The following is a 25,819-nucleotide window of genomic DNA, read 5'->3' on the forward strand; positions in this document are numbered from 1 at the left end:
CTCTCCGTCAGATGGGGGCAGCCGGACGGTCGGCGTCCGGGGCAAACAGGGTTTCGGGTTCAAGAAGGACTACGAGCGTGCCGTCATGGCGCGCGACGCCGCGGACAAACTGGGCGGGCCAGCGGGCGCCAAGGTCGGGAAGGAGTTCCAGTTGCGATGATCGCACTTCAATCACCTCCTGCACCACATCGGCCCGGATCGCGACCCGGGTCATTGCGCCGCCGACGGGCAATTCCAGCACGATGATGCGCCCCGGGCGCCGGGTTCCCGTGCGAGAGGGTTGGGGAATGTGCAGCCGCAAGCGAACGTCGACGAGCGGCGTCACGATCCCGCGCACATTGATCAGGCCTGGCGCATGCGGTGGGGCATTCGGCACCCTAGTCACCGGAAGCGGATCGATCACTTCATGAATGGCCGAAACCGGAAGGGCAAAGGACTCGCCCGACAGGACAAAGATCAGAAGTGTCTGTTCGGTGGCGTCATCGGCAAGGGCGGCTGTGGATTGGACACTGGACATGGGCGATCCTCCTTCAGGCCGCATCTGCGCGGGGACGGCTGCCGGCCAGCGCGCTGCGGGCCAGCGAGGGGACATCGATGATCAGCGCAACCGTGCCATCGCCCAGGATCGTCGCGCCGGACAGGCCACGGACAGACCGGTGATAGGCTGAGAAGGTCTTGATGACGGTTTGGTGCTGTCCGATGATGTCATCGACAACGAGGCCCAACCGCAGGCCTTCGGACCGCACGACGACCAGTCGGCGCCGTTCCACCGCACTGGGCTGGAGGTTGAAGACATGGTCAAGGTCAAGCCAGGGCACCAGGCTTTCGCGGATTTGCAGCATGGTGCGGCCGCTTTCGCGTCGACGTTCGACATCGGCCAGTTCCACGCATTCTTCGACTGACGAAAGCGGCAGGACGAAGGTATCGCTGCCCAGCCGCACGAGAAGGCCGTCGATGATGGCCAGCGACACTGGCAGGCGCAAGGTGATGGCGGTGCCTTCGCCGGGGCGGCTGCTTACCTCGATTGTACCCCTCAAGGCGCTGATCGCGGATTTGACGGCATCCATGCCGACGCCGCGGCCTGAAACCTTGGACACTGTCTGCGCGGTCGAGAAGCCGGGCTCGAAGATTAGTTGCTGCAGGTCGTTGTCACTGATTTGCGCATCCTCGGCGAGCAGGCCACGGGCTGTGGCCTTTGCGCGGATGGCGGCAAGGTTCAGCCCCCCGCCGTCGTCTGAGACCCGGATCAGCACCTCGCCCCCTTCCTGGCTGGCGGCAAGGCGGACGATGCCCTTGTCGGGCTTGCCCGCGGCGCGGCGGCGATCGAGGGACTCGATGCCGTGATCGACCGAATTGCGGATCATGTGCACAAGCGGCTCGGTCAGTCGGTCGATGACGTTCTTGTCGATCTCGGTCTCGCCGCCCTCGGTGACCAGAGTCACGTCCTTGTCCAACTCGGCCGAGAGGTCGCGAACAACCCGGCGGAACTTGGCGAAGACCGACTCGATCGGCAGCATCCGGATCGCCAAGGTGGCATCTCGCAGGCTGCTGACCAGTCGCCCCATTTCCTCGGACAGGGCGTCCAGATCGGAATCTCCGATCCGGTCGGAAAGGCGGTTCAGACGGGCATGTGCAATGACCAGTTCGCCAAGCTGATCCACGATCTCGTCCAGGCGCCCGGCAGGGACGCGGATCGTCTCACCAACTGGCTCGACCGTCCTTGGCAGGTTCTCTGGACGCGGTGCCGCAGTCGCGGCCGACGCTGCCGCGTGCGGCGCGGGACCGACCTCTAACTTGTCCGGGTCGCTCTGCGCGTCCGGATCAGAAGCCATGCCGTCCGTCAACTCCGCGGTCGCCGCGCCCTCATCCGCGATGGCAATCTCGGCATCGTCGGCGAAGATGAACACGGCGTCGATGGCCGCCCGCGGTTCCGCCGTGGCAATCCGCATGGTCCAGCCAAGGTAAGAGGCAATCGGGTCGAGCTCTTCAAGGTCGGGCACGGCAGAGACATCAACCGTTTCGGTAAGGACCCGACCGAGACCGGCAAGTTCGGCCATCAGCAGATCAGGGCGCATCCCGTTGCGTAGGGCACCCGAGTCAGGACGGAACGCCACGCGCCACACCCGCTCGGACGAGGTCGGCGCTGGCGTCAGACCGGCCGCCTGCGCGTCACCGGTCGTGACCTTCGCGGCTGCGGCACCGACGACGGCCTCAAGTTCAGCAATCAGCGCAACAGCCCCGGCGCCTGCGGCCAGTTTCACCGACTCTGGCCCGTCGCCACCAAGTTCTAGAAGGGCGCGCATGTGATCGCGCGCCCGCAGCGACAGGCTGACAAGGCGCGGTTCTACACCGATAAGCCCGTCGCGTACGCGGTCGAAGGCCTCCTCGAAGTGATGGGTGAACCGGGCCAGCTCGGTGAAGCCGAACATGGATCCCGATCCCTTGACCGTGTGCAGCACCCGGAAAACCGAGTCCACAGCCTCGGCCGTGGCGCCTTGTTCCAGGTCGAGAAGCAACGCTTCCAGCCCTTCGATCTGTTCGCGTGCTTCTTCGACAAAGGTGGCAATTGCAGGGTTGATCTCGGCCATGGTCAACCCGCCAGCTTGCGAGCAACCGCGACCAGCATCGCGCTGTCGAACGGCTTGTTGATCCAGCCCGTCGCACCCGCGGCCTTGCCCGCCTCCCTCATCTCGGGCTTGGTCTCGGTCGTCAGCATGATGATCGGCACGCACGAACCGCGTGACGATTTGCGCACTTCACGAATGAAGTCGATCCCGTTCATGACCGGCATGTTCAGGTCGGTGATAACCAGGCTGACGGGTTCGGACTGGAACTTCTTCAGCCCCTCGGCCCCGTTTTCGGCTCCGATCACCCGGTAACCAAGCGGAGCAAGAGTGAAGTCGATCATGTCGCGGATCGACTTGCTGTCATCAACGGAAAGGATGGTCTTCGACATGGCGGCTCCTCAGCGGTCGGTCTCGGGAGAAAGGATTTGCGCGGCCGTCTCGCCGTAGCCGGCAAAGGCTTCCTTGCGGACCAGCGAACGCGCAGCCGACGCTGCAATCTGCAGGGCGATGGCGGTGGGGCGTCCTTCGGTCAGGTCGAGTGCAAGCGGAGTCTCTCGCGATGCTGCTTCGACTTGCTGTCTGATCGCGGCAAGAAGATCGTCTGCGCCAATATGGTCGCAGTCGGAGCGCACCATGAACATTCTGTCGGGCGTCGATACCATTGGAGAGCTGTTCCCTTCCGTGTCAGGGCCACCACGATGACCGCAGTGCTAACCGGAAGGGTTTTCCAATCGGTTAACTCGTACCTGATTCGTTTTCCCGTCGCTGGGTTACCGAATCTAAAGAAGTTGCAGCACAACTGTGCCTGTCACGATACGGCAAGGGGGCGGCACGACCATGACTGTGCATGCGGCGCTCGATGCGTCGGCGATCCAGATGGAGACGGGCTTCGCCGGAGTGGTGGACGTACTGTCGGCTTCGCGCGCGGGTTTGCTTGACCTGATCGCCCGTCTGGGAAAGCTCGACCGCGTCCTGAACGAACAACGGGCTCAAGACCGGGTGATTGATGGCGTTGAGGAAGCCACGCAAGGCGTAAAGGCTGCCTTGGGCGCAGCTTGCGCCGAAGCAACTCCCCCGCGCATCCAGTCGGCCTATTCTGCGGCGCTGAATGCTGTCGACGCGATGGAGGCACAGACCCGGACGCTCAATGCAGTCGCCAGTCTTTCGCTCATCACCACAAGATCGCTTGGGGTAAGCGGCTTTGAAGATTACGTCCGCGACCTTCGGTTGCTCAGCGACGCACTGTTTCAGGATGCATCATTCGTCGGCAATGCCGTAGCGGCCCTGCGTAGGCGCCGAGAACGGGCATGCGAACTCTTTGCGCAAGCAGATGCCGCGCTTTCAGATGTCGGGGTGGCCCTGCGCAACCATGCAAGCAAGCGGGCGGAAAAGGACCGTGTGTTTATGGCCACGATCGACGGTGTCGGTGCAGTTTCAGAGCGGCTTCCTTCGATGCTGGCGGCGGAAATGGACAACCTCGTAAAGGCCATGCAGTTTTCGGACGCTGCAGCGCAGAGGCTTGACCATATTCGGCGAATTCTCTCGCGCGGGGGGGAGGCAGAGTCTGCATTAGCCGCCGCGCAGATCGATGCTCTTGTTGCTGCCACGCGCGATACGCTGTTGGAGGCTCGGGCAAGCCTTTCCCGGATCAAGGACATGGCTGCAAAGTCAGGTCGCGCCCTATCGGCGGACCGTAACACGACCGAAAATCAGGCTTTTGGTGTGGTCGAACTCAATCGATCGCTACTCAGTTCCCTGGCCGAGGCGTCAGAAAGCGCATTGCAGGCAACTGAAGGTGCGGCCGGCGAAAGCGCCGCACTTCGGGAACTCGCTGAAGAGGGGGCTCGCCGCTTCGCGTCCCTTGCCAAGTCAACAAGCGCAATTCACATCGCGGCCCTCAACGCAGCGCTTCTGGCACGGTCTGCCATCAGGCACCGGAAAGCCATCAATGTCCTGTCTGTAGACGTTCAGCAACAAGCCGCAGTTTGCGCTCGAGTTGCTGCTGCCTGCGAAGCTGCCATGGCCGAACTGACCAAGGCCGAGGATCTTGCCGTCTTTAGTTCCGTTTCCAGCAAGGTGAAATTGTTCCAGCAGGCAATGGCAGAAACAGAAGAGGCGATTTCCGCTGCCGGTGCAGCCCTCGCCGAGCTGGACGACTTGCGACTGTCGGCGAGCAATAGCTTGCGGACGCTCAATCCGGCCCTCCTCCAGGCGGAAGATGCCCTTGACCGGATCGCGGCGACAGCCGACGAGCTGAGCCGCCTGGCAGAAGATTTGCCGCGCCTAGTGCCTGCAGGATCGGGCCCTCTCACCCATTGCTTCGACCTTTACACGATGGAGGCGGAAAGGGTCGTACACCGCCGCCTGCTTGGCTTGCCGGAAGAGACAAACCCTGAGGTCGAACCGTTGCAGGCGGCCCAAGGGACGCCAGTCAGTGCCGATCCTGATGCCGATCTACTCGCATCAGTCCTGTTTTGATTGCGCGTGACGCTTGACCTGGAAACCGGATGTAGAGGATTACCGCCGGACGGATGATCTCGGGGCTAGTCTTGTAGTACCTAAAAGGGGAGATTCCGGTCATGCAAAACGCTAGCCGGGCGCCCGGCTCGTCTCAAGGGAAGTTCTTCTGACAACACCCGGCCAGACGCAAAGCAACACCGCCTCCAGTGTACGCCGCAGGCCCTCAGCCCCGTTCGGGTTCCCCAGCTTGACCCCACGCGCCTTCGCCACGGCCAACGCCTCCTTCGTCCGCCGCGAGATCGCCTCGCGGCTCGGCCTGGGCGACCAATGCCATGATCCCCGCGGTCAGGTCGCTCGCCTCCGGCATGTGCACGGCCACGAACCGCACCCCGCGGTCGCGCAGGGCCAGCAAGAAAACCGCGTTCCTCTTTTACCCATCTAGCTTTGCGATCACAGGGGCGGCCCCCAAAATTGTCCTCGCCCGTCAGCTTACGGCGCGTCCGCCGCAAGCCTGCGAAGATGAAAGAGATTAGTGCGCGAGTAGAGGCCCGAGGCAAGACCACCTGAAATGGTCCTGTCTATGCCGACGTCTCGTCCAATCAACGTACGATAGCGAGAACTGGGTGTCGCTAAGCACCGCAACAAGCTCAACAAACGCAGCCGATCCCAGATCCACCAATCTCATCCGAGACTGAAACGGTCGTACTATCGTCCCATTATGCAATGGAACGGCGTCCAAGCGGGACAACATTCTGCTGAGGCAGTGTCTGGAAGCGCATCATGGACTTTCTAAGTGCATCAGCTTCACTTGCGAGCAGTCCGCTCGAAGCTGTGACTTCCTCAAAGGACGCAGCCTGCCGCAATGTGTTTTGATCAATCTGGCCAATCGCGCTCGCAATCTTCTTTATGCCTGTTGCTTGCTCAGAGATGGCGGACAAGACGTTGGCAAATCGATGTGAGATCGTAAAGGTCTTCTTTGAGATCTGATCAAGAGACTCTCTCGCAGCTGAAACCTTTGCGACACCTTCCGAAACCGCGGCATCACTTAGCGCAATTACATCCGCAATTTCCTTAGATGAAACGCTTGCGCGCTGAGCAAGCGCCCTAACTTCAGAAGCGACGACTGAAAATCCTCGACCTGCCTCACCTGCGCGAGCAGCCTCAACACCGGCATTGAGTGCCAATAGATTAATCTGGAACGCAATTTCATCAATGAGTCCTAAAACTCGCGAAATCTCCTTGCTGGATTCTGCAATCCGATCCATTGAGAATGCAGCCTCAGATGCAATCTTCTCGCTCAACTGAGCAGTATCCCGAGCGTCGTTCGCATCTCCGCTTGCTCTAGAAACATCTCCCTGAACTTGCTCAATGCTCTCGGTCACTGCCCGGAGTGCTGTATAGGTCTCGGTGACGGAAACGGCATTCTGTTCTGCCTGTTGCGACAGGATAGCTGATGTACTGCGAAGTTCATCTGAGGAGGATGACAGTGTCGCAGTGTTGCTCGATATTTCCAGAACCATAGATCTCAGAGACCTGATCATGTCGCCAACATTGGACTGCAGTCGCCCAAACTCTCCGATAAAGTCGCCCTCCATTTCTTTTGTAAGATCGCCCTTGGCTAGGCTTGCAATGACATCTACCGTTGCCTGAATTCCCTTTTCGATTTCAGACATTAGTCGATTGGTGTTAGCGGATAAAGCAACCAAATCCGCGTCCTCGAACGAGTCAGTAATGCGCCCGTCAAAATGCCCCGCAACTGCTCGGTCCACAACAAGACCAAAGCTGGTAGCAAAGCGGTCAACCATCGCCGCCCGACGTCTTGAGGTCTCGCGTTCGCTTTCAGCGGCTTCGCGAGCTAAGTCCGCGCGAACCTGCCTATCTTCCGCGAGTTCTCGTTGATGTTCTGCCCTCTCATTTTCTTGCTTTGCTTGCCGTTCAAACTCAACCCGCCTTAGGAGTGCGTCGCGCAGCTGATCGACGCTGTCTCGGAGGATTCCGACTTCATCGGAGCTGCGCCACGCTGGCGCTTCTACATCAAGTTCGCCGGCCAGGAGCTTGCGCATTACGTGAGAAAGTTCAGTCAGCCGCTTTCCGATGCTTCTGTCAAGCCAGAGGAACGCGACCACAATAGTTGCCAGTAGTATTGTGCCTGTTGCTGCAGAGGCTTCGATGGCCAGGGTGCGACTGGATTTCACGTTCGCAACACCTTCATTCATCTCACTCTGAACTAGGCTTTCGATTTCATCGGCGATCTTTACAAACTGTGTAAAGGATGCGTCAAAGGTGACGTCAGAGCTCTCCATCAATTCTGCTTGTTTAGACGATGTATCATAGCGAGACTGGGCAAGTTCCGAGAATCGCCGTATGTTCTTGATTATGACCTGTAACTGTTCTGCATTCTGCGGTCTTGCTAGCTGTACTTCCTCAAGTGACACTATAGCGGTCGCGAAGGCCTCGATTGCCTCAGAGAAATCCTCACCTGCGTCACCGCTTAGCGCTTCTTCGACCAGTAGATGTCCGTGAGAAAGCTGATACCGGATTTCGCCAGCGCTCCGTTGGACTAGAAGGTCGCTGGGGAACTTCGAAGCAAGAGCGGCTGCCTGCAAGGTAAGCTGTTCATAAAGCTCATCGAACTCTATGTCCGCGGCACTTCCGGCGCCTTGGCGACCTTCAAGCAACTCATATCTGTCCGAAACGGCTGCTCGAAAGCCATTTATGTCGATCAAAATTCGACCTATCGCCTCACGCACTTTGGGAGACTCCGAAGGGTAGACTTGCCCCTCAGAGCTGGTTCCTCCGTTCAAGATTGAGTCCGCATAGAACTCCGCCTCGTCAATCATCCTATAGACTTCATCAATGGTTTCGGCGGGATCGCCCGCCATGATCTCTTCCATACGGAGGTGCGCATTCGTTGCAGACAGCTTGATCTCCATCGCTGCGTCCACAAGGGGAGCCAAACGTTCACCAACTCTGATGCCTTGGTTCGCGACGTGCAGCGTAGACCATAGAATCACTGCTGATCCGACCAGGATGACGACCGCGAATGAAGCGAAGGCTGCGAGGATCTTCCCGCCTGCAGTGAGGTTGGAAAGCATGACTTACCCCCAAAAGTGTTCGAGCATGCTCACTGAGGTGGGTTGAGATTTGGTTAAGCACCTGGACTGATGAATGGGAGCCGCCATGCGTCTAGGTTTTGTCGGGGCAACCTCAATGAAAGAAGAACGGTGGATCACTTGTCCAACTTAGTTTGGCGGTGGAAGTGAACCAATAGACTTCGGGCATTCCCCACCCTCCACCGACCTCGCCCCGCGTCCTGATCCCGCGCACAGTAAGTTCGTCAGCAATCGCCCGCAGTGAGGTGTTCCCCGCCGCCTGGATACCCTCAAGGACCGGCGCCAAGTCAGCCGCAAAGGCCGCAGCATTCGCCGACACCACCTCCCGTAGCGCCGAGCCACCTTTCCCAGCCCGCCTCAGGCTCTCGGCCCCGTTAGGGTTCCCCAGCTTCACCCCTCGCGCTTTCGCAACCGCCAGCGCCTCTTTCGTCCGTCGGGAGATCGCCTCGCGCTCGGCCTGGGCCACCAGCGCCATGATCCCAACGGTCAGGTCGTTCACCACTGACATGTCTTCCGCGACGAAGGGCGCCTAGCCGCGAGTTCGCAGTTGCAGCATTGTCCCGCCTGCACATTTGGCGTAACCTTTGGATAGGCTGATCGTTGAGTCGGCCGTGGCAGCGGAGCCAAAATGCACCCCTCCTGCCAGGAGGGAACCGAACCAAAGGTGCGTATTCGCGTCCCTTGTTTGGTGTAGGCCAAGCATCAGCCTTTCCCAGCAGTACATCCTCAACCAACACCCACGGGTGATCCATGATTCACGACCCCATTCCCCGGGCCGACGAGCCCGTCTTGCCGCTTTTTGACGAGGAGGCGCTGGATATCGCCGACTATCTTCGCGAGGAAGGCGGCGACCAGGACATCCACTTGGACGAGACCCGCAAGCACGGTGTAGCAGCGCTGACGCTGGGGGCAATTGGCGTCGTCTACGGCGACATCGGCACCTCTCCGATCTACGCCTTCCGCGAGGCCCTTAAGGCCACCGGCGCGGCCAATCCAGCTGAGGCAGAGGTGCTAGGCATCCTGTCCCTGCTGATCTGGACGCTGATCCTGATCGTTACAGTCAAATACGTGTTTGTCCTTCTACGCGCCGATAACCGGGGCGAGGGAGGCATTCTGTCGCTCTACACGCTGGTGCGACTGGCGGCAGGAAAGCGGTCTGTGCCGGTCCTTCTTCTGGCACTTGCGGGCGCAGCGCTTTTTGCTGGTGATGCGGCGATCACGCCCGCTATCTCGGTCCTGTCCGCGGTAGAGGGGAGCGCGCTGATCCTGCCTTCGCTAGCGACCTACGTGCTGCCAGTGACCATCGGCATCCTGATCGCTCTCTTCGCCGTGCAACGTAGCGGGACAGCAAGGGTGGCAAGCCTTTTTGGGCCGATCTGTGTACTTTGGTTCCTGGCGCTGGCGGGTCTGGGCCTATGGCATATTGCTGAGAACCCAGTAGTTATCTGGGCCTTTAACCCGGTCTGGGGCGCGGCGTTTCTGGTTGGTAATCCAGGAGTGGCTTTTGCGGTTCTGGGCGCGGTCTTCCTGGCCGTAACGGGAGGTGAGGCGCTCTATGCCGACCTTGGGCATTTCGGGCGGAAACCGATCATGCTCGCGTGGTTCGCGCTGGTCCTTCCAGCGCTACTGCTGAACTACCTTGGCCAGGGGGCGATGGTGCTGGCCCATCCTGACCGACTGGAGGAAAGCTTCTTCGGCATGGCCTCCGAGGGGCTTCTGCCGGTGCTAGTGGTCCTGGCCACGGCGGCGACGGTGATCGCAAGTCAGGCGGTGATCACCGGGGCCTTCTCAATGGCGCGAGGCGCAATCCAGCTGGGCTTCCTGCCGCGATTGCGCATCCTGCACACCGCGGAAGGGCAAAGCGGCCAGATCTACATCGGTGCGGTGAACTGGCTGCTCCTTGGCGGCGTCTTGTGGCTGGTCTGGGCCTTCGGCTCTTCTGGAGCGCTCGCCTCAGCCTACGGGATCGCGGTCACGGGGACGATGGTGCTGACCACGGTCCTGGGCGGGCTTTACCTCGTCCGGTCCGGGCGGATGCGAGCGCCGGTCGCGGCGCTGGCGGTGGCGCCGATCCTGGGGGTGGAGGGGGTGTTCCTCGCCTCGAACCTGGCGAAAATCCATGACGGCGGCTATGTGCCAGTTGCAGTTGCGGTCGTCGTGGGCCTGGTGATGTGGGCCTGGTGGCGGGGCACACAGCTGGTGCGGACGCGCGTGGGCAAGCTTGCGGTTTCGGTGCCGAATTTCGTCCGGATGATGCGAGGGTCAAGCGTCAACGTGATCCCAGGGACGGCCTTCTTTCTGACGGGGGACCCGGACGTGGTGCCCTCGGCGCTTCTGCACAACATCAAGCACAACCGGGTGCTGCACGAGCAGACGGTGCTACTAACGGTGGAAACACTGCGCGTGCCCTATGCCACGGCCGAGGAACGGGCGACTGTAGAGCCGCTGGGCGGCTACTTCGTTCGGCTTGTCTTGCGGTTCGGCTTCATGGAGACGCCGAATGTCAGCCGGGCGATGGCCCATGCTCGGGCGGCGGGGTTGAAGTTCGACGTCATGGCTTCAACCTTCTTCCTGGGACGCAGGCGGGCGGTGGCGACAGGTCGCGGGCTGGAGCTGGTGATGGACAAGCTTTACGTGGCGCTAAGCCGAATGGCGGCGGATCCGACGGACTTTTACCACCTGCCGCGCGACCGGGTGGTGGAACTGGGTGAGCGAGTGGCAATCTGACATGCTTCGCCCACAGCATCTCGGCGAAGCAAATCGCTAACGCTGTGGAGACCTGTTGGCATTCATGAGACTACGCTCAAGTAGCGCCATGACATTTCCCACCCTCCAGCTTCCACCACGTCGCGTCCTGATCCCTCGCGCCGTCAGCTCCGCAGCAATCGCCCTTAGCGATGTGTGCCCCGCTGCCCGAATGTCCGCGAGCACCGGCGCCAGGTCCGCAGCAAACGCCGCGGCATAGGCGGACACCGCCGCCCTGAGCGCCACGCCACATATGCCAGCTCGCTGGAGGCTCGCGGCCCCGTCCGGGTCCCAAGGCTTCACTCCACAATCAGTCAGACTTAAAGCTCATTTAGTCATGACCCCCGTCACTTCGGGCGCTTGCGTCATGCGGTCCAAAAAGCATCAAACGGATCGATCGGTCGGATCCCGGTTCTGATGGATTTCAAGGCAGAAATGCAATATCGTGAATATCTGTCGCCTTGTTGCAAGCTGAATGGTCTGCGGAAGGGGAAGATGCCACTATGTACGAAATCAAGCAGTTCGCTGACTGGGGCCTTGTAGTCGTAACTTATGGCGAGCCGTTCTCCGTGTCTGACCTTATGCGGGTGGCTGAAGCCCTCGGAGTTCCCGGTGTGGGTAAGGACCAGCACCGTGCTCTCCTCATTGATCTTCGAAAGGTGGAAGTCACCGGAGTTTCTGGAAGTGACAGCCGCAAGTTCATTGAGGTTCGGAAAGCGCGTGCGCCTGGAATCCCAGCAGAGCCTGCCGCTTTTCTGATCCGCAGTGATCATGACTTCGGCAGCATCCGAATGCACAATCTTTGGTCGGAGGCACTTGGTCTCCGCAAAGAGGAAGACACACAGATCACGACGGACTTGGATGCGGCTCTCTCGTGGCTGGCTGGAATGACAAAGCAGCCCGGGCTAAAGGAAGCCATGCGAAAGAACATGCGAAGAGAGCAATAGCTGTTGTTCGTCCAGCACGGCGAATGAATAGCCCCGCGCTCCCAAGAATTGGTGACGATTCGCCATTAAGCGTATGACCTGGCGTCAAGAAATCGATCAGGGGTTGCGGCGGAAGCGCAGATGTTCATCTTCAAGTTGGCGCAACTGTCCGCACGAAAGAATTTTTCTTCACAGGAGCGATCAAACGGTCAACTGTCCGTTCGTCGATGTCTAGGGAGAGCCAGCGGTGGAGAAGGATAACCTCAAAAAGGACGGTCGCGAGGACGGACAGTCTCTCCGTGAGTTGCTTGTGCGACTCAGATTGCACATTGCCGCACTGGAAAAAGAACTTGCTGCCTACGGCACCAAGTATGGCTTCACCGAGACTGCTAGAGCGTTGCTCACTCGACCTCAGGACAGTTGAGCCTTCTACTGAACTCGCCGGAAGACGACTTAGCTTCTGGGTGCTCCTCGTAGCCCAGGAAGTGCTCTGTGTTAGCGCCCGAGCAAGCGTCCCACATTCCCCACGCCCCACCGCCCGCCGCGCCGGGTCCTTATCCCCCTTACTGTCAGCTCCGCAGCAATCGCCCGCAGTGAGGAGTGCCCAGTAGCCCGGATGTCAGCCAGCACTGGCGCCAAGTCTGCTGCAAATGCTGCGGCATTCGCTGACACCGTCGCCCGCAAGGCCGCACCGCCCTTACCAGCCCGCCGCAGGCTCTCTGCACCGTTCGGGTTCCCGAGCTTCACTCCACGCGCCTTCGCGACCGCCAGCGCTTCCTTAGTCCTCCGCGAGATCGCTTCGCGCTCAGCCTGGGCGACCAGGGCCATGATCCCCACGGTCAGGTCATTCGCCTCCGGCATGTCGACCGCCACGAACCGCACCCCACTGTCGCGTAGCGCCAACAGGAACGCCGCGTTTCGGCTAAGTCGGTCGAGCTTGGCGATCACCAAAGTCGCCCCTGTGACCTTCGCCAGATGCAGCGCCTTGGCCAGCTCTGGCCGGTCCGCCTTCCGCCCGCTCTCGACCTCGGTGAACCGCGCCAGCACCTCAGCGCCGCGGGAGACGGCAAAGTCCTCAATCACCTTGCGCTGTGCCTCAAGTCCGAGCCCGCTCGCCCCCTGCCGCGCCGTCGAGACCCGCTCATAGGCCACCAGCCGCTGCAGTCCCGCCATCTCCGCCCCCTGTACACAACTGCCTAACGTTCGTTGCGCAGTTCTGTACACGTCGCTCAAGGGCGGGATTACATCAAGTCATTGATCCTCAGAGGTTTCCGTCGATCTCATACCTGCGCACACCACCCTCTGACTGCGAGGGATGCTCCAGCGCATTGACGGGCGTCGGGTCGTGTAGCGACCGTTCCTTCCGGTTACCGTTCGCATCCTCATACACGATCACGAACTCGATCTTGTCCACGGTTTCGTGCTGGTCCGCGGAGCGGGCAATGGCGATCCTCGACCGGGAGGCAGGGGTCAGCCCGATCTCCGCCATGTAGCGGCCCATGAGCTCCATCTGCCGGTTGGCGATGTTGAGCCAGGGTGATTGCTGCACGTAGCCCGAAGGTGTCTTGAAGAGGACGGGCGTCTCCTGCAGCTTCCGCTCTGCCTCAACCCAGCGCCCATAGGCCTGGCAATAGGCCGCGAGCACAGCGCGGTCGACGATGGTGATGACGCCCATGCCAACAAGGGTATCCACCAGCCGGTGCCACTCGGCCCTGGCCTCCTCGCTCAGGTGATCCGGACAGTCCGGCGCACCCTCGGGCGGCTTCGGCTCGGCATGGTTCCAGGCCCGCTTGCCGCGATTGCCTTCCGCCCGGCGCCAGGCCGTGGGCTTCTTCGGGGGTCCGCTCATGGCATCTGATCCCCGAGCGCATTGAACACCCGCCGCACCGTGTAGCCGCGCAGGATCGAGACGGCGGTGAAGACGGAGGCCACGACCATGTTCTCGGCATAGCCGAAGTCGTGACCCATGGCCGGGAAAAGGAGCCGCTGCACTGCCACTGAGAGCACAAACCCCAAGAGCGTGCTGGTGAGGGTCTCAAAGAAGGAAGCGCTACGCGACTGACCAGCGGCCACCGGGCTTCTCCTTCCTGGCGTCGAGGATGGACTTCTTCGCGTTCTCCAGCATCTTCCCGTATTCCGCGAGGGCGTTCAGTTCCTCGTCGCTCAACTGGCTGAGGTCGATCTCGTCGATGGGGTCCTGCTTCACGGCAAGGTCGACGCTCTCTCGCCAGCCGCCCTGCGTCTTCAGGAAGAAGATCATCGCGGTCACGTTGCCTGCACGCGCCTTGGTGACGAGGCTCTGGGCCACTGCCCCGATCGCGCGGGCCTTCCCGCGTTTATAGCGTTCAGATAGGTCCTCGTCGCGGTTGAGGATGGCGAAGAAGGTCGTGCGCCCGATCCCGAGGAAGTCGGCGATCTGCTCGGCCGTCAGCACCGCGGACAGGGTCTCGACCTCCGCCCGCTGGGCATCGGTGAGGGTGGTGAGCGGACGGCCGGTCATGCTGCTGCCTCCGGAACGCGCGCAGCCCGCACGGCAGCAAAGGTCTCGCCAGTTGCCTCCTGCACCGCCTCCCGTCCGGTGAAGGCCTGCCAGCGCTCGACGGCTACGTCGACGTAGGCCGGATCGAGTTCCACGGCATGGCACTGCCGCCCGCAGGTCTCCGCAGCGATGATGGAGGACCCCGATCCCGAGAACGGCTCATAGACCGCCTGGCCGGGGCTGGAGTTGTTCAGCATCGGGCGGCGCATGCACTCCACCGGCTTCTGCGTGCCATGAACTGTGGCTGCGTCCTGGTCCCGGCTGGGGATGCTCCACAGCGTCGTCTGCTTCCGATCCCCCGACCAGTGTCCCGTCGCTTTCTGCCGGACCGCATACCAGCAGGGCTCGTGCTGCCAGTGGTAGTCCCCGCGGGACAGGACCAGCCGTTCCTTGGCCCAGATGATCTGGCTGCGGATCGCGAAGCCGCAGGCCACAAGGCTCGCGGCCACTGTCGTGGCATGCAGGGCTCCGTGCCAAACATAGGCCACGTCGCCGGGGAAGAGCGCCCAGGCTTCGCGCCAGTCAGCCCGGTGGTCGTTCAGGACCTTGCCCACACGCTTCGTCTTCGCCGCCCCCACCTCGTTGCGCCAGGCAGGGTCATAGTCCACGCCATAGGGCGGATCGCTGACCATGAGATGCGGCCGCACGCCGTTCAGCACCCGACCCACCGTCGCAGCATCCGTCGCATCGCCGCAGATCAGCCGATGGTTCCCCAGGACCCAGAGGTCGCCCGGCTGCGAGACCGGCAGGGCAGGGACCGGCGGAATGTCGTCCTCCCGCTCGTCGACCTCGCCGGACCGCAGGAGCGCATCCAGTTCCCCGGCATCGAAGCCGAGGCTCATGAGGTCCACCGCCATGTCCTGCAGATCGCCCAGCTCCAGCGCGAGGAGTTCCCGGTCCCATCCCGCCTGCTCGGCAAGCTTGTTGTCCGCGAGGATGTAGGCCCGCTTCTGCGCCTCGGTCAGATGCGCGAGTTTGATCACCGGCACCTGCGTGAGCCCGAGCTTCCGCGCGGCCATTACCCGGCCATGTCCCGCGATGATGCCATTCGCGCCGTCGACCAGCACCGGGTTCGTGAAGCCATACTCGCGGATCGAGCTTGCAATGAGCGCAACCTGCGCGTCCGAATGCGTCCGGGCGTTCCGGGCATAGGGGATCAGATCGCCGATCGGGCGGTAGTCGATTGCCAGGTCCCGCGTGCCGTCCATCCGCACCTCCCCCCCCGGTCCGCAACAAGCGGTGTCTCTCGGGCTGTCAGGGGCAGTATAGCGGATGGCTAAAGCATTGTAATTATGTAATTAAATGACGTTTCGTGACGATTGGCGTCATGCTGCGACATTCGCCGCCTCTGCGGGGTAGGCAGATGCTCAGCTTAACCGACAGGTAACCATGGAGAGGCTACTGTCTCCAGACTGAAACGAGGCCCATTTCCATGATCTCTCCATCCAGAAACGACTGGGTCGTCCCAACGCTGAATGAAATCGCCGCGTGCTTATCCTCTTCGGGGATGCACGAAAGTGCACTCGCCGTCATCAACGCCGCAGCCGTCGTCCATCAGAACAGCGGGGTACCTGCGATGTTCGGACCGCCGGCCCCGTTGACCTCTGCGCCGATGGTCGAAGGCAATATCGTCCGGTTCTGTGTCTACTCGCGAAACCGACGGTAGACTCCGCTCGGGGGACAGATGGGACACATTGGACAGACCAAATAGAAACCTCCTTCACGTGCGCGCGTGTGAAGGAAGTTTGTAAATCCTCTGTCCAATCTGTCCCATGTGTCCCGTCCAACTGCATTGACAGACTATTCCCGCCAAGGTTGAACTGCCACTTAGGGGTTCCAATGGCGGTGTTTCGTGGGCCATACCCATCTTGTTCGGTTACCTGGAACGCGCAAATGGCGTGAAGTTGTGGCGCTTCTGACCGAGGGCGCGGAGGCAGAGGAAGTGGTCTCTGCGGCCGCGGTCGCCTCCGAAGAGGATTTGGCGGAAGCGGCCCGAAACCCTGTATTCGTCGAAGCAATTCGACTGCTCTGTCAGATTCCACTCGCGGCACAGGCCGACAACTTCGCAGCCGCCTTGACACTTGGCGGCCTGGATGCTGGCCCGGCGCCTTCAATCATCGATGTCGTGCTGGCCGCATCAATGAGGCTGGACGAGGTCCAAGCCAAATCTCGATCGGCAGACGATTTCTCCGAGCTTTCGGCACGAGCTATGGCTTCAACCTTAGGCGAAGCGTTCACTGAGGCATTGCCCGGTCTGTTGGATCCGAGTCCCGAGAACGTTCAAACTGAAATCAGGAAGTTTTCCAGTCCGGACGGCTTTGAAAAACTGTCGCGTCTCTTCTTCAGAAAGCTGCTGGACGGGACACTCAGATACTGGTTGGACCGCGTCCTTCCGGTTCACACCGGCCCCGACAATCGGTTCCGTTCGTTAGGCGACCGTGCTGCATTCGACGCGGCGATGACCCAGTATGTCTTCGAGTCCACGCGCATCATCAAGGAGTTCTCGCGAGGCTGGTATGGAAAGGTGATAGCCGGCACTGGAACAGTTCCTGCCGATCGGGTTGCCGCATTTGGCCACGTTGCGTTCAAGAAGATCGGCGAGGAACTTCGCAGGAAGCGAGACGCCGAATGATTGAGGCAGAAATCACCTGCATCGCCGATCGCACCAACAAACGCCTAAACCTAATCTTTGGCGGGTCTAGCCAAACATTCCGCCTCGAAGCTGGTGATGTGTTTGTCCGCAACCTGATGCCTCTGCCGGAGACCTGTAACGACCTCATGCGGATTGCCTGTGCGGTCTTCCACGCAGACTGTTCAGTGAGTCGAGGAGGCGACGCTCGATCAGACATGGGCGCGGCGTGGCGCCGGAGGTTCTCGGCGCAGGTCAAGGTCTCAGACCCTCAACTCTGGGGACGGCAGGACGTTCGGGAAGCGCTGGTCGACGCCGCCGAGTTTCTTACAGAGGACAGTTTCGAGTTCGAGTTTGACGACCTTCCTCGTGGCAAGCCCACTCAGCAGTACTTCAATTTCGCCTCCCGCGAGGACGAGCGCACCTTCGACGAAGTCATATTGTTCAGTGGGGGATTGGATAGCTTTGCCGGCGCATTGCAGTCTCTCGCCAATGGAACCGGAAACGTCGTCCTGCTGACCCATCGCTCTTCACAGAAAGCAATCACACGCCAAACCAAGTTGGCGAACTACTTGAAAGGACGTTTTCCGAAACGGGTCCTTCACGTGCAGATTACCGCCCGACGGAAGCAAACCGTCGCGACAGAACGGACGCAGCGATCAAGATCTCTACTCTTCACGAGTCTGGCTTACGCGGTCGCGCGCGCCCTGCAGATTTCGACGATCAGCTTCTACGAGAATGGCGTGATCAGTCAGAACTTGCCGATCTCCGGGTCGGTGATAGGGACGTCGGCTACGCGCACGACGCATCCTCTAAGCCTCGTTCTTCTTGAACGGCTCCTTGGTGCCCTGGGCGGGAGCAGAGTTGCGATACGCAATCCCTTCATCTGGAAAACCAAGGCGGATGTCCTGGAAGTCATCCGAGCCCACAGTGCCGAAGATCAGATCAAGCACACTGTCAGCTGCACGAACCTGCACACCCAGAGCGCTGTGGAAAGCCACTGTGGTGACTGCACGCAGTGTGTTGACCGAAGATTTGCTGTTTTCGCGACTGGCATGGAGGCGTTCGAGCAGGACGTGAGTTATTCCACCGATGTTTTCGTTGGCCCACGCGGGAAAGACCGCTCCAGGCAAGTCGCTATCGAGTGGACACGCCATGCGCGCCGCATGGCCCAGATGACGCCTGACAAGCTGATGAATGAGTTCGGCCTTCAGGTGTCTCGCCTGATCCGCGGGCATCCTGACCTTGCCAGAGACGAGGCGAGGTCTCGAATAGCAGAGCTGCAGACCAGGCATGGCAAGACGGCTCTCATCGCGATCGAGAATGCGCTCAGATATCATGCTGGCGCGTTTGCAAGAGGCGAAGTGCCGGTGTCAGCCTTGCTTGCCACGCTCAGCGTTGACGACGCTGGTGATCCTGCAACCGAACCGACCCCTTCGGTCGAGGTCGGCTTGGAACAAGACCCAGTGGCCTCGACCTATGGTCCCAGTGTTCGCTTTCCCTTACAGGTACGCTTTTTCCAGACCGAAGGAAAACGGCGCTCCGTTGATAATCTGGATGTCAAGGACCTCGGCACGGTCAGCGGAGAACCTGCGTCCGTCGCGCATGCCCTAAAGCCCGTCTTCGATGCGGATCGGAACTCAGGTCGTCCGATTGATGAGTGCAGGTACACTTTGGCCAAGAACATAACGACCACGAAGGAGATGAGTGTCTCGGCCGTTACAAAGAACATTCAGCGATGTCGCGAGGAACTGGCCGAGTTCTATGTTGCGGTGGAAGGTATTCCTCCAGCCGAGCCGCTGCTTATCCAGAGCCGCGGTCCGAAGGGCTATCGTCTCGATCCTACGATTCGGGTCATCACGTAGGAAGGCCCGGCCGCCGTCGAAGTCATTTCCCGTAAAATGTCATGATGCCAAAGCCGAAATGTCATGATGCGAGTTGCTGTCTACGCTTTTCCGGAAGGAAACCGCGCGAAGAATGTCATGAAGTCGTCCAGACCATGTCATCCCGTCGCTCCTGACTAAACGGCTGTTTTCGTGGGATTATCTCGCCAGTCTTGTGGTGGAGATTGTCCATGCGCCTTGATGAAGATCGGCAGTTTGTCGCGGAGGCTGATCTGGCTTCCAGGTACGGCAAGGCCGTCCGCACGCTCCAGCGCTGGCGGGCGAAGGGCTACGGGCCGACCTTCATGCGGATCGGCGGATCGATATTCTATCGGTTGGAAGACATCGAAGCGTTCGAAGCCCGCATGCGCCAAGGCGGGGGAGCGCAGTGATGGACGAGCTTCCCCAGATCGACCTCGAGGCCATCAAGACCTACAGCAACGTCGTGTTCGGGTATCTTGATGGCTACGTTCCTCTCCGCCTGATCGGTGAGAAGGGGACAGCCAATACCAAGGTGACGCAGGAGTTCCACTCACCCACCGTTCTCGCCGACAAGATTGCAAGGATGGCACCGCAGGCCGCGGCAAGGCGAGAAGCTGTCTATGTCGTGCCGTGCACGGTTGCCCAGCCAGGGCGCGCGAAAGAGGAGGACATTGTCGCCACGGGCGTTCTGGTGATCGACATCGACACAGGCGACACGGATGCGAAACGCGATCACCTGATCCGCTATCTCGGTACGCCCACGATGATCGTTGCATCGGGCGGGATCACCGACGAAGGGAATACCAAGTATCACCTCTACTGGCGCTTGAGCGAAGCGGCGGAAGGCGGCGACCTGAAAAGCGCCGTCCACCTTCGGTCCCTGATGGCCAGCAAGGTCGGGGGAGATGACAGCTTCGACAATGTGACCCAGCCGATCCGAGTGGCGGGCACAATCCATGGCAAGCATGGCGTTCTCGCGTCAGTTCGTCTGCTGAGCCACGTGCAGGTCGAGTATCACCTCGCTGATCTGGCTGCTGCCGTTGAAGCGATGCCGCCAATGGCAACGGCGAGTGCCAAGCACGACTACAACGATGCGAAGCCGCAGAGCAGGTCAGCGGAAGAATTGATGACCGCCTTCATTCGGGAAGGCGGGAAGGACGGCGAGACGCGGTACGCGGCATTGTCCAAGATCATTGGGCACTGGCTCCGGATGGTCCGTTGGGGTCGCGCAACGCTCGAAGAGGCCTGGATTGCCGTCCAGCAGCAGAACGCTGCGACGATCCAGCCCCCATGGCCCGAAGAACGCTTGCTGCGCGAGTTCCAGGCACTGTTGCGCGTCGATTGCGAAAACCACGGCCCGATGCCTGGTTACGGGGCCGAAGACGGAGAGGATGCGGCACCGGAGTTCAGTGACGACGCGCTCGTTCAGCTGTTCGTGCGCGAGTGCGGCCGGGACTGGATCTACGTTGCGATCTGGGGGCAATGGTTCCGCTGGACAAAGAACGTCTGGAAGCGCGACACCGTCGGGGCAGTAGTCCAGGCCGTTCGGCTCGCCTGTCGGGCCGTGGCGAACAAGAATAACAAATCCGCAGATCAGCGCCGCCTTGCCAGCACGAAGACGATCCTGGCCGTCGCGAAGCTTGCTGGTTCTGACCCTTCCATCGCGACTGACGTCGATCAGCTCGATCAGCATGTCATGCTTCTGAACACCCCCGACGGTGTTGTCGATCTCGAAACCGGCGCAATGGTTCCGCACGAACGCCGTCTCCTACTGACGCAGATCACAAGCGCCAGCCCGGGCGTCGGATGCCCCAACTGGATGAGCTTCCTTCAGACCATCACCGGGAGCGATGAGGGGTTGATGGCGTACCTGGCGCGGGTCGCTGGCTATTGCCTGACGGGCCAGACTAACGAGCAGGCCTTCTTCCTGCTTCACGGGTTGGGAGCAAACGGCAAGTCGGTCTTCCTGCAGACCCTTGCGCATGTCCTTCGTGACTACGCGGCGACCGCCGCCAGCGACACGTTCATCAGCCGCGGCGGGACCCGTCATCTGTCGGAAATTGCCGGGCTGCGTGGCGCCCGTATGGTGCTGATGTCCGAAACCGAGGCTGACGCGCAATGGGCGGAAGCGCGGATCAAGATGGTGACCGGCGGCGAAAAGCTTCGCGCGAACTTCATGTACAAGGACCACTTCGAGTTCACCCCACAGTTCAAGCTGCTAGTGGGAACGAACCACCGACCGGCGCTCGGCGAGGTTGGCGAGGCTATGCGGCGGCGTCTCCACCTCATCCCCTTCAATGTGACCATCCCGGAAGATCAGCGCGACCCGGACCTGGCCGAGAAGCTCAAGCTCGAAGCCAACGGCATCCTCGGGTGGATGCTCGCGGGCTGCCACGATCTGCAGCGGCTCGGTGGGTTGCGGCCGCCGCCCTGCGTCAGCTCGGCTGTGGAAGAGTACTTCTCCACCGAGGATCGCTTCGGACAGTGGATCGAAGAGTGCTGCGATGTTGGCACGACTTGCCGGGGGACGTCGAAGGCTCTGTTCGCATCCTGGTCGAGCTGGGCGCAGGACGCCGGGATTGATCCGAAGTCTGGCAGGTATCTTGGAGAGCAACTCCGCTCCCGCGGCTTCAGCGACGGAAAGGTCGGTCGCGACCGGGGATGGCACGGCATTGGGCTTCGCTCGGCCAGCCGAACGGAGGAGGACGAATGAACCCGCTCTCCCCCTTCCACATGACCCCCGCCGAGCGCCGCGCCGAGTTGTGCCGTATCCTCGCCCTCGGCCTGGTCCGCCTCCTGCAGCGCCAGTCAAGCGAACTATCCGACCGCACCGGAGAAAGTTCGCTACACTTCCCGCCCGACCGGAGCGGTCATGCAACCCGTGACAAACGGAGACCCGCATGACCACACATGATCCCATCCCGGCACGCCTCGCTGCGCTGAAGACCGCCACGACAGCTGATCTGAAGCAGCAATGGCGCGACCTCTTTGACAGGGAGCCACCGCCGTTCAACCGGCGCTACCTGGAAAGCCGCTTGGCCTACCGGATCCAGGAACTGGCCTATGGCGGACTGAAGCCGGAGACCATCCGGCGGCTGGAGCAGCTGGGCGAGGAACTCGACGGTGGCGACAGGAAGAAGCGCAGCATGCGCCTTGATCGCGATCGCCCGATCACCGGCACGCGGCTCCTGCGCGAGTGGCAGGGTGTGGAGCAGGTGGTCACGGTGACGAAGGACGGCTTCGAATGGCAGGGAAGGCCTTACAAGTCGCTCTCGGCCATCGCTCGCGCCATCACCGGCACCCGCTGGAACGGCTGGACCTTCTTCGGGCTGAAGAACCATCGGGGGCGGTCATGAACGCACAGACCAAACCCCTCGTCCGCAAGCTCCGCTGCGGTGTCTACACCCGGAAGTCCTCCGAAGAAGGTCTGGAGCAGGAGTTCAACAGCCTGCATGCCCAAAGGGAAGCCTGCGAGGCCTACATCGCCAGTCAGCGCTCCGAAGGCTGGGTGCTGGTCCGCGATCAGTACGACGACGGCGGGATCTCCGGCGGAACGCTGGAACGCCCGGGCCTGAAGCGGCTGATGGCGGATATCGACGACGGGCTGGTCGATGTGGTGGTGGTCTACAAGATCGACCGGCTCAGTCGCTCGCTGGCGGACTTCGCCAAGCTGGTCGAGGTGTTCGACCGGAACGGCGTGACATTCGTTTCGGTCACGCAATCCTTCAACACCACGACGTCCATGGGACGACTGACGCTGAACATCCTCCTCTCGTTCGCCCAGTTCGAGCGCGAAGTCACGGCCGAGCGCATCCGCGACAAGGTCGCTGCCTCCCGGCGCAAGGGCATGTGGATGGGCGGGGTGCCGCCCTACGGCTACCGGGTGGAGAACCGTAAGCTGCTGGTGGATCAGAAAGCGGCAGAACATGTGCGCTGGATCTTCGCCCGCTTCATCGAGATCGGCTCCTGCACGATCCTGGCGCGCGAGGTCGAGGCCAGGGGTCTGCGCACGTCCCGTGGCAACCGGATCGACAAGAAGTACCTCTACCGGATGCTGTCGAACCGCGCCTACATCGGCGAGGCGGTCCACAAGGGCGCGAGCTATCCCGGTGAACACGATGCGATCATCGACCGTGCACTCTGGGACAAGATTCACCTGATCCTGAAGGAGAGCCCTCGTGCAAGGGGAACTCGCACGAGGGCCCAGACGCCTGCACTTCTCAAGGGCCTCGTCTTTGACCCTGATGGTGCTGCCTTCTCCCCAACACACACTCGAAAACTCGGGAGGCTCTACCGGTACTACGTTAGTCAGACAGTCTTGAAGTTCGGTAAAGGCGCGTGCCCGATCGGGCGGGTACCCGCGGGGGATCTGGAAGCTGCAGTCATCAACCAACTGCGGGCAGTGTTCCGACAGCCGGAGACCATCGCTGGGACGTGGAAGGCCGCGCGGGCGCATGACACCACCATCACCGAGGCGGATGCGACGGCCGCACTGCAGCGGCTCGACCCGTTGTGGGACGAGTTGTTTCCCGCCGAGCAGGCACGGATCGTTGGGCTGCTGGTCGAGAGGGTGGATATCGGCATTGACGGCTTGAACGTCCGGCTGCGTGTGGAGGGCCTTGGCGGCCTCGCGCGTGAGCTGCTGGCAGGTGGTCAAGGCAAGGCGGCTTGAATATGGGAAACGTTCACCATCAGCTAACCATTCTGAGGTCTACTCAACCGTGGCGCGAGTCGCCCAATAATGACATCAACTTACTTCCGAACTCCCCACCGCTCACGTCTCGCTCAAAGAATACGACCAACAGAAAAGCACAAACAGGCATCTGCAAGCATTCATTTAGTACCGAACGGTGGCCAGCATGAAGGTCACCAGAAGGCACACAGCGAATCCCGACACCATCTCCATCCGGATCCCATTCCGCCTTGCCAAACGCGGTGGTCGGAAGGAAATGCAGCTGCCCGAGGACGCACCTAGGCCGCACCGGACTGACAGCACGCTCATCAAGGCACTTATGCGCGCCTTTCGATGGAAGCGCATGCTGGACTCGGGCGAATATGCCTCCATCGCAGAACTGGCCGAGCATGAAGGGATCGCGCCTTCCTACATGCTCCGAGTTCTCCGTCTTACCCTGCTCGCGCCAGACATTGTCGAGGCCATTCTGGACGGGAAGCAGGGGCCTGAGGTGACGCTGGCCAAACTGCTGGAGGCAACGCCTACGGATTGGTCCCTCAATGCTTGGACGGCCCGCTAACGGCCCGTAGCCGCCCTTCGGAAGGCCAGCAGGCCAGATCACGGCTCCCCCAAAATCTAGACGCTCAATCTTGCCGAAGCAAATTACTTGCCGAGAATCTCGCAAGCGGGAAGTTTTTCTGGTAGCTTGGTGTCGACGAAACCATTACACGGCACGCCTGCCAAGGTTTACGAGTGCATCACCTAGATGGTGCCGTCAAAGAGAACAGCTGGCGGGATCACGCGCGTCTGCAAAGACCACCGTAGCTGGTTGGTTTCTAAGCCAGCGGGTGGCGTCAGCACATAGGAACCGCCGCTCGGCGACGAGCAAAAGACCCGGTCGCCCCAATGCAGCGCGCAAAACACAGATCGCTACGCGCGCCTCTGGCGGCAAAGTCCGTGCCCCTTCGGTGAGGCGGTCGTGCAATCCACCCGCCCGGTCGAGCAAAGCCAAGAGGCCTGAATTGTCCAGTCGGGCGAGGATCGCTTCATCACTCGGTCTGTCGGACAAGCCGAGCGTGAGGGCCCGCCGCATACTGCCTTTCAGGACGATGGGATGGGTATCGATCCGAAAGACGCTGCGGCGCAGGCTGCCCGGCGTCAGGTCCTGAACGGGCGTGTCATTCAGCCTGATCTCGCCAGAGATGACCTGCCCCAGGCCAGTGATCGCCCGAAACAAGCTGTCGGCATTTGTCCCAGCGGGCAGCTCGGCCGTGTCGCCTGGAGCAATAAACAGCGAAACGACCGTGCCACCGCCGGTATCGACATCGCGCAATTCAAGCCCAAGCGCGCCTGAAGACAGCTTCATGCTGCTGGCACCATCTGTTGCAGCCGGTTTCCCAGTTGGACGTGCCAATGCGGATACCAACTTGGCGTGCGCCGCGCGAAACGCCCCTGCCCGGTCGGTCACACCCATCAGATCGCGCAAGGGACGCGCAGTCAGGGCAAGAATAGCAAGGCCCGCAGCGATGTTGCCCGTCGGCAGGCCCGTTGCCGCACCCGACCAGATCAAGACGGCAGCGGCCAGGCCGGACAGCGCATCCGGCAACGCATGCATCGCCTCGCCCCGTGTGACCCGCACCTGCGAGGCCCGCATCAGCTGCGCCGCCCGGAGCCGGATCAACCGAAGTTCCAGGCCCCGGCGGCCAAGCGCGGCCAGTTCGGGCGCAATCGGCAGCCTTTCGGCCATGTCTGCGGCCAACAGCGCCCGCCGCGCCCGCACTCCTCGATGGGCCCGCATCAACCCCGACGCACCGACAAGCAGAGCCGTTAGGGACAGCAAAGCCAAAACCAAGCCGATCAGCCCGAAGGTCGGATCCAGCACGAAGAGTATGATCACCATCGCTGGTGCCATCACCGCGCCCTCGACCAGCATGGGTAGACCACGCGCTGGCCAGTCCTTCAGTGCCGTCAGGTCACCCACAAAGCGCAGCGTCAGATATCCGACGCGGCGTGCAGCCAAATCGGCAGGGGCCATCCGGCTGGCGTGATCGAAGAGTGCAAGGCGCACATTGCAGGCGTAGTCTTGCCCAAGTTGTTCCCCAAGGCGGCGGAACAAAACCCGGACTATCGCGATGAACAGGCCCGATCCCGCCAATGCGCCCAACGCCAGAACCGGCAGGGCGCTACCCTCATCCATCGCGATGAACAGCCACCGTGTGGCAAAGGCAGCCAGTGCGGCGGCCGATGCCTGCGATACTGCGATCACGATCAGCATGGCGATAAGTCGGCCTCGCTCTCGTGTT

23 protein-coding genes and 1 pseudogene are annotated in these 25,819 nt (G+C 61.2%); 10 read left to right on the forward strand and 14 right to left on the reverse strand.

The window, feature by feature from the left end:
- Nucleotides 1-7 precede the first annotated feature (7 nt).
- Genes AC2EAL_RS12225 through AC2EAL_RS12240 form a run of 4 tightly spaced genes read right to left on the reverse strand, consistent with a single transcriptional unit; the run spans nt 8 to nt 3,229 of the window.
- Nucleotides 8-517 carry a chemotaxis protein CheW gene (locus tag AC2EAL_RS12225; protein WP_484724506.1) on the reverse strand — a complete coding sequence of 170 codons (510 nt, stop codon included), beginning with the start codon at nt 515-517 and terminating at the stop codon, nt 8-10.
- Nucleotides 518-530: 13 nt separating this feature from the next.
- On the reverse strand, nt 531-2,588 hold the full coding sequence (locus tag AC2EAL_RS12230; RefSeq protein WP_484724507.1) for a chemotaxis protein CheA: 2,058 nt from the start codon (nt 2,586-2,588) through the stop codon (nt 531-533).
- Between the two features lie 2 nt (nt 2,589-2,590).
- Nucleotides 2,591-2,956, reverse strand: coding sequence for a response regulator (locus AC2EAL_RS12235; protein WP_484724508.1), 366 nt, complete (start codon nt 2,954-2,956; stop codon nt 2,591-2,593).
- A 9-nt stretch (nt 2,957-2,965) separates the two neighbouring features.
- Complete coding sequence (locus AC2EAL_RS12240) at nt 2,966-3,229, reverse strand: hypothetical protein (protein ID WP_484724509.1); 264 nt, start codon at nt 3,227-3,229, stop codon at nt 2,966-2,968.
- A 175-nt stretch (nt 3,230-3,404) separates the two neighbouring features.
- Between AC2EAL_RS12240 and AC2EAL_RS12245 the strand changes: the two genes are divergently transcribed.
- Nucleotides 3,405-5,045 (forward strand): hypothetical protein, encoded by a 1,641-nt coding sequence (locus tag AC2EAL_RS12245; protein ID WP_484724510.1) that lies wholly within the window; start codon nt 3,405-3,407, stop codon nt 5,043-5,045.
- Between the two features lie 19 nt (nt 5,046-5,064).
- Here AC2EAL_RS12245 and AC2EAL_RS12250 read toward each other — a convergent pair.
- The 3 genes and pseudogenes from AC2EAL_RS12250 to AC2EAL_RS12260 form a co-directional block, all read right to left on the reverse strand.
- Nucleotides 5,065-5,148 (reverse strand): annotated as a pseudogene (locus AC2EAL_RS12250) (IS6 family transposase); the annotation flags it as partial.
- 595 nt (nt 5,149-5,743) lie between these two features.
- Complete coding sequence (locus AC2EAL_RS12255) at nt 5,744-8,122, reverse strand: methyl-accepting chemotaxis protein (RefSeq protein ID WP_484724511.1); 2,379 nt, start codon at nt 8,120-8,122, stop codon at nt 5,744-5,746.
- 112 nt (nt 8,123-8,234) lie between these two features.
- Nucleotides 8,235-8,639: a recombinase family protein gene (locus AC2EAL_RS12260; RefSeq protein WP_484724512.1), complete on the reverse strand. Its 405-nt coding sequence runs from the start codon at nt 8,637-8,639 to the stop codon at nt 8,235-8,237.
- Nucleotides 8,640-8,890: 251 nt separating this feature from the next.
- Between AC2EAL_RS12260 and AC2EAL_RS12265 the strand changes: the two genes are divergently transcribed.
- Nucleotides 8,891-10,867, forward strand: a complete 1,977-nt coding sequence (locus AC2EAL_RS12265) for a potassium transporter Kup (RefSeq protein ID WP_484724513.1) — start codon at nt 8,891-8,893, stop codon at nt 10,865-10,867.
- 36 nt (nt 10,868-10,903) lie between these two features.
- On the opposite strand, the gene AC2EAL_RS12270 is transcribed toward AC2EAL_RS12265, so the two are convergent.
- On the reverse strand, nt 10,904-11,188 hold the full coding sequence (locus tag AC2EAL_RS12270) for a recombinase family protein (RefSeq protein WP_484724514.1): 285 nt from the start codon (nt 11,186-11,188) through the stop codon (nt 10,904-10,906).
- 200 nt (nt 11,189-11,388) lie between these two features.
- On the opposite strand from AC2EAL_RS12270, the gene AC2EAL_RS12275 reads away from it, so the two are divergent.
- Nucleotides 11,389-11,832 (forward strand): hypothetical protein, encoded by a 444-nt coding sequence (locus AC2EAL_RS12275; RefSeq protein ID WP_484724515.1) that lies wholly within the window; start codon nt 11,389-11,391, stop codon nt 11,830-11,832.
- A gap of 474 nt (nt 11,833-12,306) precedes the next feature.
- On the opposite strand, the gene AC2EAL_RS12280 is transcribed toward AC2EAL_RS12275, so the two are convergent.
- The 5 genes from AC2EAL_RS12280 to AC2EAL_RS12300 all read right to left on the reverse strand — a co-directional run bounded on the left by AC2EAL_RS12280 (nt 12,307) and on the right by AC2EAL_RS12300 (nt 15,558).
- Nucleotides 12,307-12,984, reverse strand: coding sequence for a recombinase family protein (locus tag AC2EAL_RS12280; protein ID WP_484724516.1), 678 nt, complete (start codon nt 12,982-12,984; stop codon nt 12,307-12,309).
- An 88-nt stretch (nt 12,985-13,072) separates the two neighbouring features.
- Entirely contained in the window at nt 13,073-13,660 is a 588-nt protein-coding gene (locus tag AC2EAL_RS12285) for a phage terminase small subunit P27 family (RefSeq protein WP_484724517.1), read from the reverse strand.
- Nucleotides 13,657-13,884, reverse strand: a complete 228-nt coding sequence (locus AC2EAL_RS12290; RefSeq protein ID WP_484724518.1) for a DUF7220 family protein — start codon at nt 13,882-13,884, stop codon at nt 13,657-13,659. Before AC2EAL_RS12290 ends, AC2EAL_RS12285 begins: the two co-directional genes overlap by 4 nt.
- Entirely contained in the window at nt 13,862-14,311 is a 450-nt protein-coding gene (locus tag AC2EAL_RS12295) for a hypothetical protein (protein ID WP_484724519.1), read from the reverse strand. Before AC2EAL_RS12295 ends, AC2EAL_RS12290 begins: the two co-directional genes overlap by 23 nt.
- Nucleotides 14,308-15,558: a site-specific DNA-methyltransferase gene (locus AC2EAL_RS12300; RefSeq protein WP_484724520.1), complete on the reverse strand. Its 1,251-nt coding sequence runs from the start codon at nt 15,556-15,558 to the stop codon at nt 14,308-14,310. The genes AC2EAL_RS12295 and AC2EAL_RS12300 overlap by 4 nt, the downstream gene beginning before the upstream one ends.
- Nucleotides 15,559-16,256: 698 nt before the next feature.
- Between AC2EAL_RS12300 and AC2EAL_RS12305 the strand changes: the two genes are divergently transcribed.
- The 7 genes from AC2EAL_RS12305 to AC2EAL_RS12335 all read left to right on the forward strand — a co-directional run bounded on the left by AC2EAL_RS12305 (nt 16,257) and on the right by AC2EAL_RS12335 (nt 24,096).
- Entirely contained in the window at nt 16,257-16,982 is a 726-nt protein-coding gene (locus AC2EAL_RS12305; RefSeq protein ID WP_484724521.1) for a hypothetical protein, read from the forward strand.
- Complete coding sequence (locus tag AC2EAL_RS12310) at nt 16,979-18,844, forward strand: 7-cyano-7-deazaguanine synthase (RefSeq protein WP_484724522.1); 1,866 nt, start codon at nt 16,979-16,981, stop codon at nt 18,842-18,844. The genes AC2EAL_RS12305 and AC2EAL_RS12310 overlap by 4 nt, the downstream gene beginning before the upstream one ends.
- Nucleotides 18,845-19,053: 209 nt before the next feature.
- Nucleotides 19,054-19,254 carry a helix-turn-helix transcriptional regulator gene (locus AC2EAL_RS12315; protein WP_484724523.1) on the forward strand — a complete coding sequence of 67 codons (201 nt, stop codon included), beginning with the start codon at nt 19,054-19,056 and terminating at the stop codon, nt 19,252-19,254.
- Nucleotides 19,254-21,557: a phage/plasmid primase, P4 family gene (locus AC2EAL_RS12320; protein ID WP_484724524.1), complete on the forward strand. Its 2,304-nt coding sequence runs from the start codon at nt 19,254-19,256 to the stop codon at nt 21,555-21,557. Before AC2EAL_RS12315 ends, AC2EAL_RS12320 begins: the two co-directional genes overlap by 1 nt.
- Before the next feature lie 187 nt (nt 21,558-21,744).
- Complete coding sequence (locus AC2EAL_RS12325; RefSeq protein WP_484724525.1) at nt 21,745-22,200, forward strand: DUF2924 domain-containing protein; 456 nt, start codon at nt 21,745-21,747, stop codon at nt 22,198-22,200.
- On the forward strand, nt 22,197-23,516 hold the full coding sequence (locus tag AC2EAL_RS12330) for a recombinase family protein (protein WP_484724526.1): 1,320 nt from the start codon (nt 22,197-22,199) through the stop codon (nt 23,514-23,516). The genes AC2EAL_RS12325 and AC2EAL_RS12330 overlap by 4 nt, the downstream gene beginning before the upstream one ends.
- Nucleotides 23,517-23,703: 187 nt before the next feature.
- Nucleotides 23,704-24,096 carry a hypothetical protein gene (locus AC2EAL_RS12335; RefSeq protein ID WP_484724527.1) on the forward strand — a complete coding sequence of 131 codons (393 nt, stop codon included), beginning with the start codon at nt 23,704-23,706 and terminating at the stop codon, nt 24,094-24,096.
- Nucleotides 24,097-24,291: 195 nt separating this feature from the next.
- On the opposite strand, the gene AC2EAL_RS12340 is transcribed toward AC2EAL_RS12335, so the two are convergent.
- Nucleotides 24,292-25,791: an ABC transporter transmembrane domain-containing protein gene (locus tag AC2EAL_RS12340; protein WP_484724528.1), complete on the reverse strand. Its 1,500-nt coding sequence runs from the start codon at nt 25,789-25,791 to the stop codon at nt 24,292-24,294.
- Between the last annotated feature and the right edge of the window lie 28 nt (nt 25,792-25,819).

This window comes from Tabrizicola sp. T74 (assembly GCF_057219935.1).

Excerpts from the sequence above, each read along its gene's own strand:
- AC2EAL_RS12225 (WP_484724506.1), bottom strand. The coding sequence starts at position 517 with ATGTCCAGTGTCCAATCCACAGCCGCCCTTGCCGATGACGCCACCGAA.
- AC2EAL_RS12230 (WP_484724507.1), bottom strand. The coding sequence starts at position 2,588 with ATGGCCGAGATCAACCCTGCAATTGCCACCTTTGTCGAAGAAGCACGC.
- AC2EAL_RS12235 (WP_484724508.1), bottom strand. The coding sequence starts at position 2,956 with ATGTCGAAGACCATCCTTTCCGTTGATGACAGCAAGTCGATCCGCGAC.
- AC2EAL_RS12240 (WP_484724509.1), bottom strand. The coding sequence starts at position 3,229 with ATGGTATCGACGCCCGACAGAATGTTCATGGTGCGCTCCGACTGCGAC.
- AC2EAL_RS12245 (WP_484724510.1), top strand. The coding sequence starts at position 3,405 with ATGACTGTGCATGCGGCGCTCGATGCGTCGGCGATCCAGATGGAGACG.
- AC2EAL_RS12255 (WP_484724511.1), bottom strand. The coding sequence starts at position 8,122 with ATGCTTTCCAACCTCACTGCAGGCGGGAAGATCCTCGCAGCCTTCGCT.
- AC2EAL_RS12265 (WP_484724513.1), top strand. The coding sequence starts at position 8,891 with ATGATTCACGACCCCATTCCCCGGGCCGACGAGCCCGTCTTGCCGCTT.
- AC2EAL_RS12275 (WP_484724515.1), top strand. The coding sequence starts at position 11,389 with ATGTACGAAATCAAGCAGTTCGCTGACTGGGGCCTTGTAGTCGTAACT.
- AC2EAL_RS12280 (WP_484724516.1), bottom strand. The coding sequence starts at position 12,984 with ATGGCGGGACTGCAGCGGCTGGTGGCCTATGAGCGGGTCTCGACGGCG.
- AC2EAL_RS12285 (WP_484724517.1), bottom strand. The coding sequence starts at position 13,660 with ATGAGCGGACCCCCGAAGAAGCCCACGGCCTGGCGCCGGGCGGAAGGC.
- AC2EAL_RS12295 (WP_484724519.1), bottom strand. The coding sequence starts at position 14,311 with ATGACCGGCCGTCCGCTCACCACCCTCACCGATGCCCAGCGGGCGGAG.
- AC2EAL_RS12300 (WP_484724520.1), bottom strand. The coding sequence starts at position 15,558 with ATGGACGGCACGCGGGACCTGGCAATCGACTACCGCCCGATCGGCGAT.
- AC2EAL_RS12310 (WP_484724522.1), top strand. The coding sequence starts at position 16,979 with ATGATTGAGGCAGAAATCACCTGCATCGCCGATCGCACCAACAAACGC.
- AC2EAL_RS12315 (WP_484724523.1), top strand. The coding sequence starts at position 19,054 with ATGCGCCTTGATGAAGATCGGCAGTTTGTCGCGGAGGCTGATCTGGCT.
- AC2EAL_RS12320 (WP_484724524.1), top strand. The coding sequence starts at position 19,254 with ATGGACGAGCTTCCCCAGATCGACCTCGAGGCCATCAAGACCTACAGC.
- AC2EAL_RS12325 (WP_484724525.1), top strand. The coding sequence starts at position 21,745 with ATGACCACACATGATCCCATCCCGGCACGCCTCGCTGCGCTGAAGACC.
- AC2EAL_RS12330 (WP_484724526.1), top strand. The coding sequence starts at position 22,197 with ATGAACGCACAGACCAAACCCCTCGTCCGCAAGCTCCGCTGCGGTGTC.
- AC2EAL_RS12335 (WP_484724527.1), top strand. The coding sequence starts at position 23,704 with ATGAAGGTCACCAGAAGGCACACAGCGAATCCCGACACCATCTCCATC.
- AC2EAL_RS12340 (WP_484724528.1), bottom strand. The coding sequence starts at position 25,791 with ATGCTGATCGTGATCGCAGTATCGCAGGCATCGGCCGCCGCACTGGCT.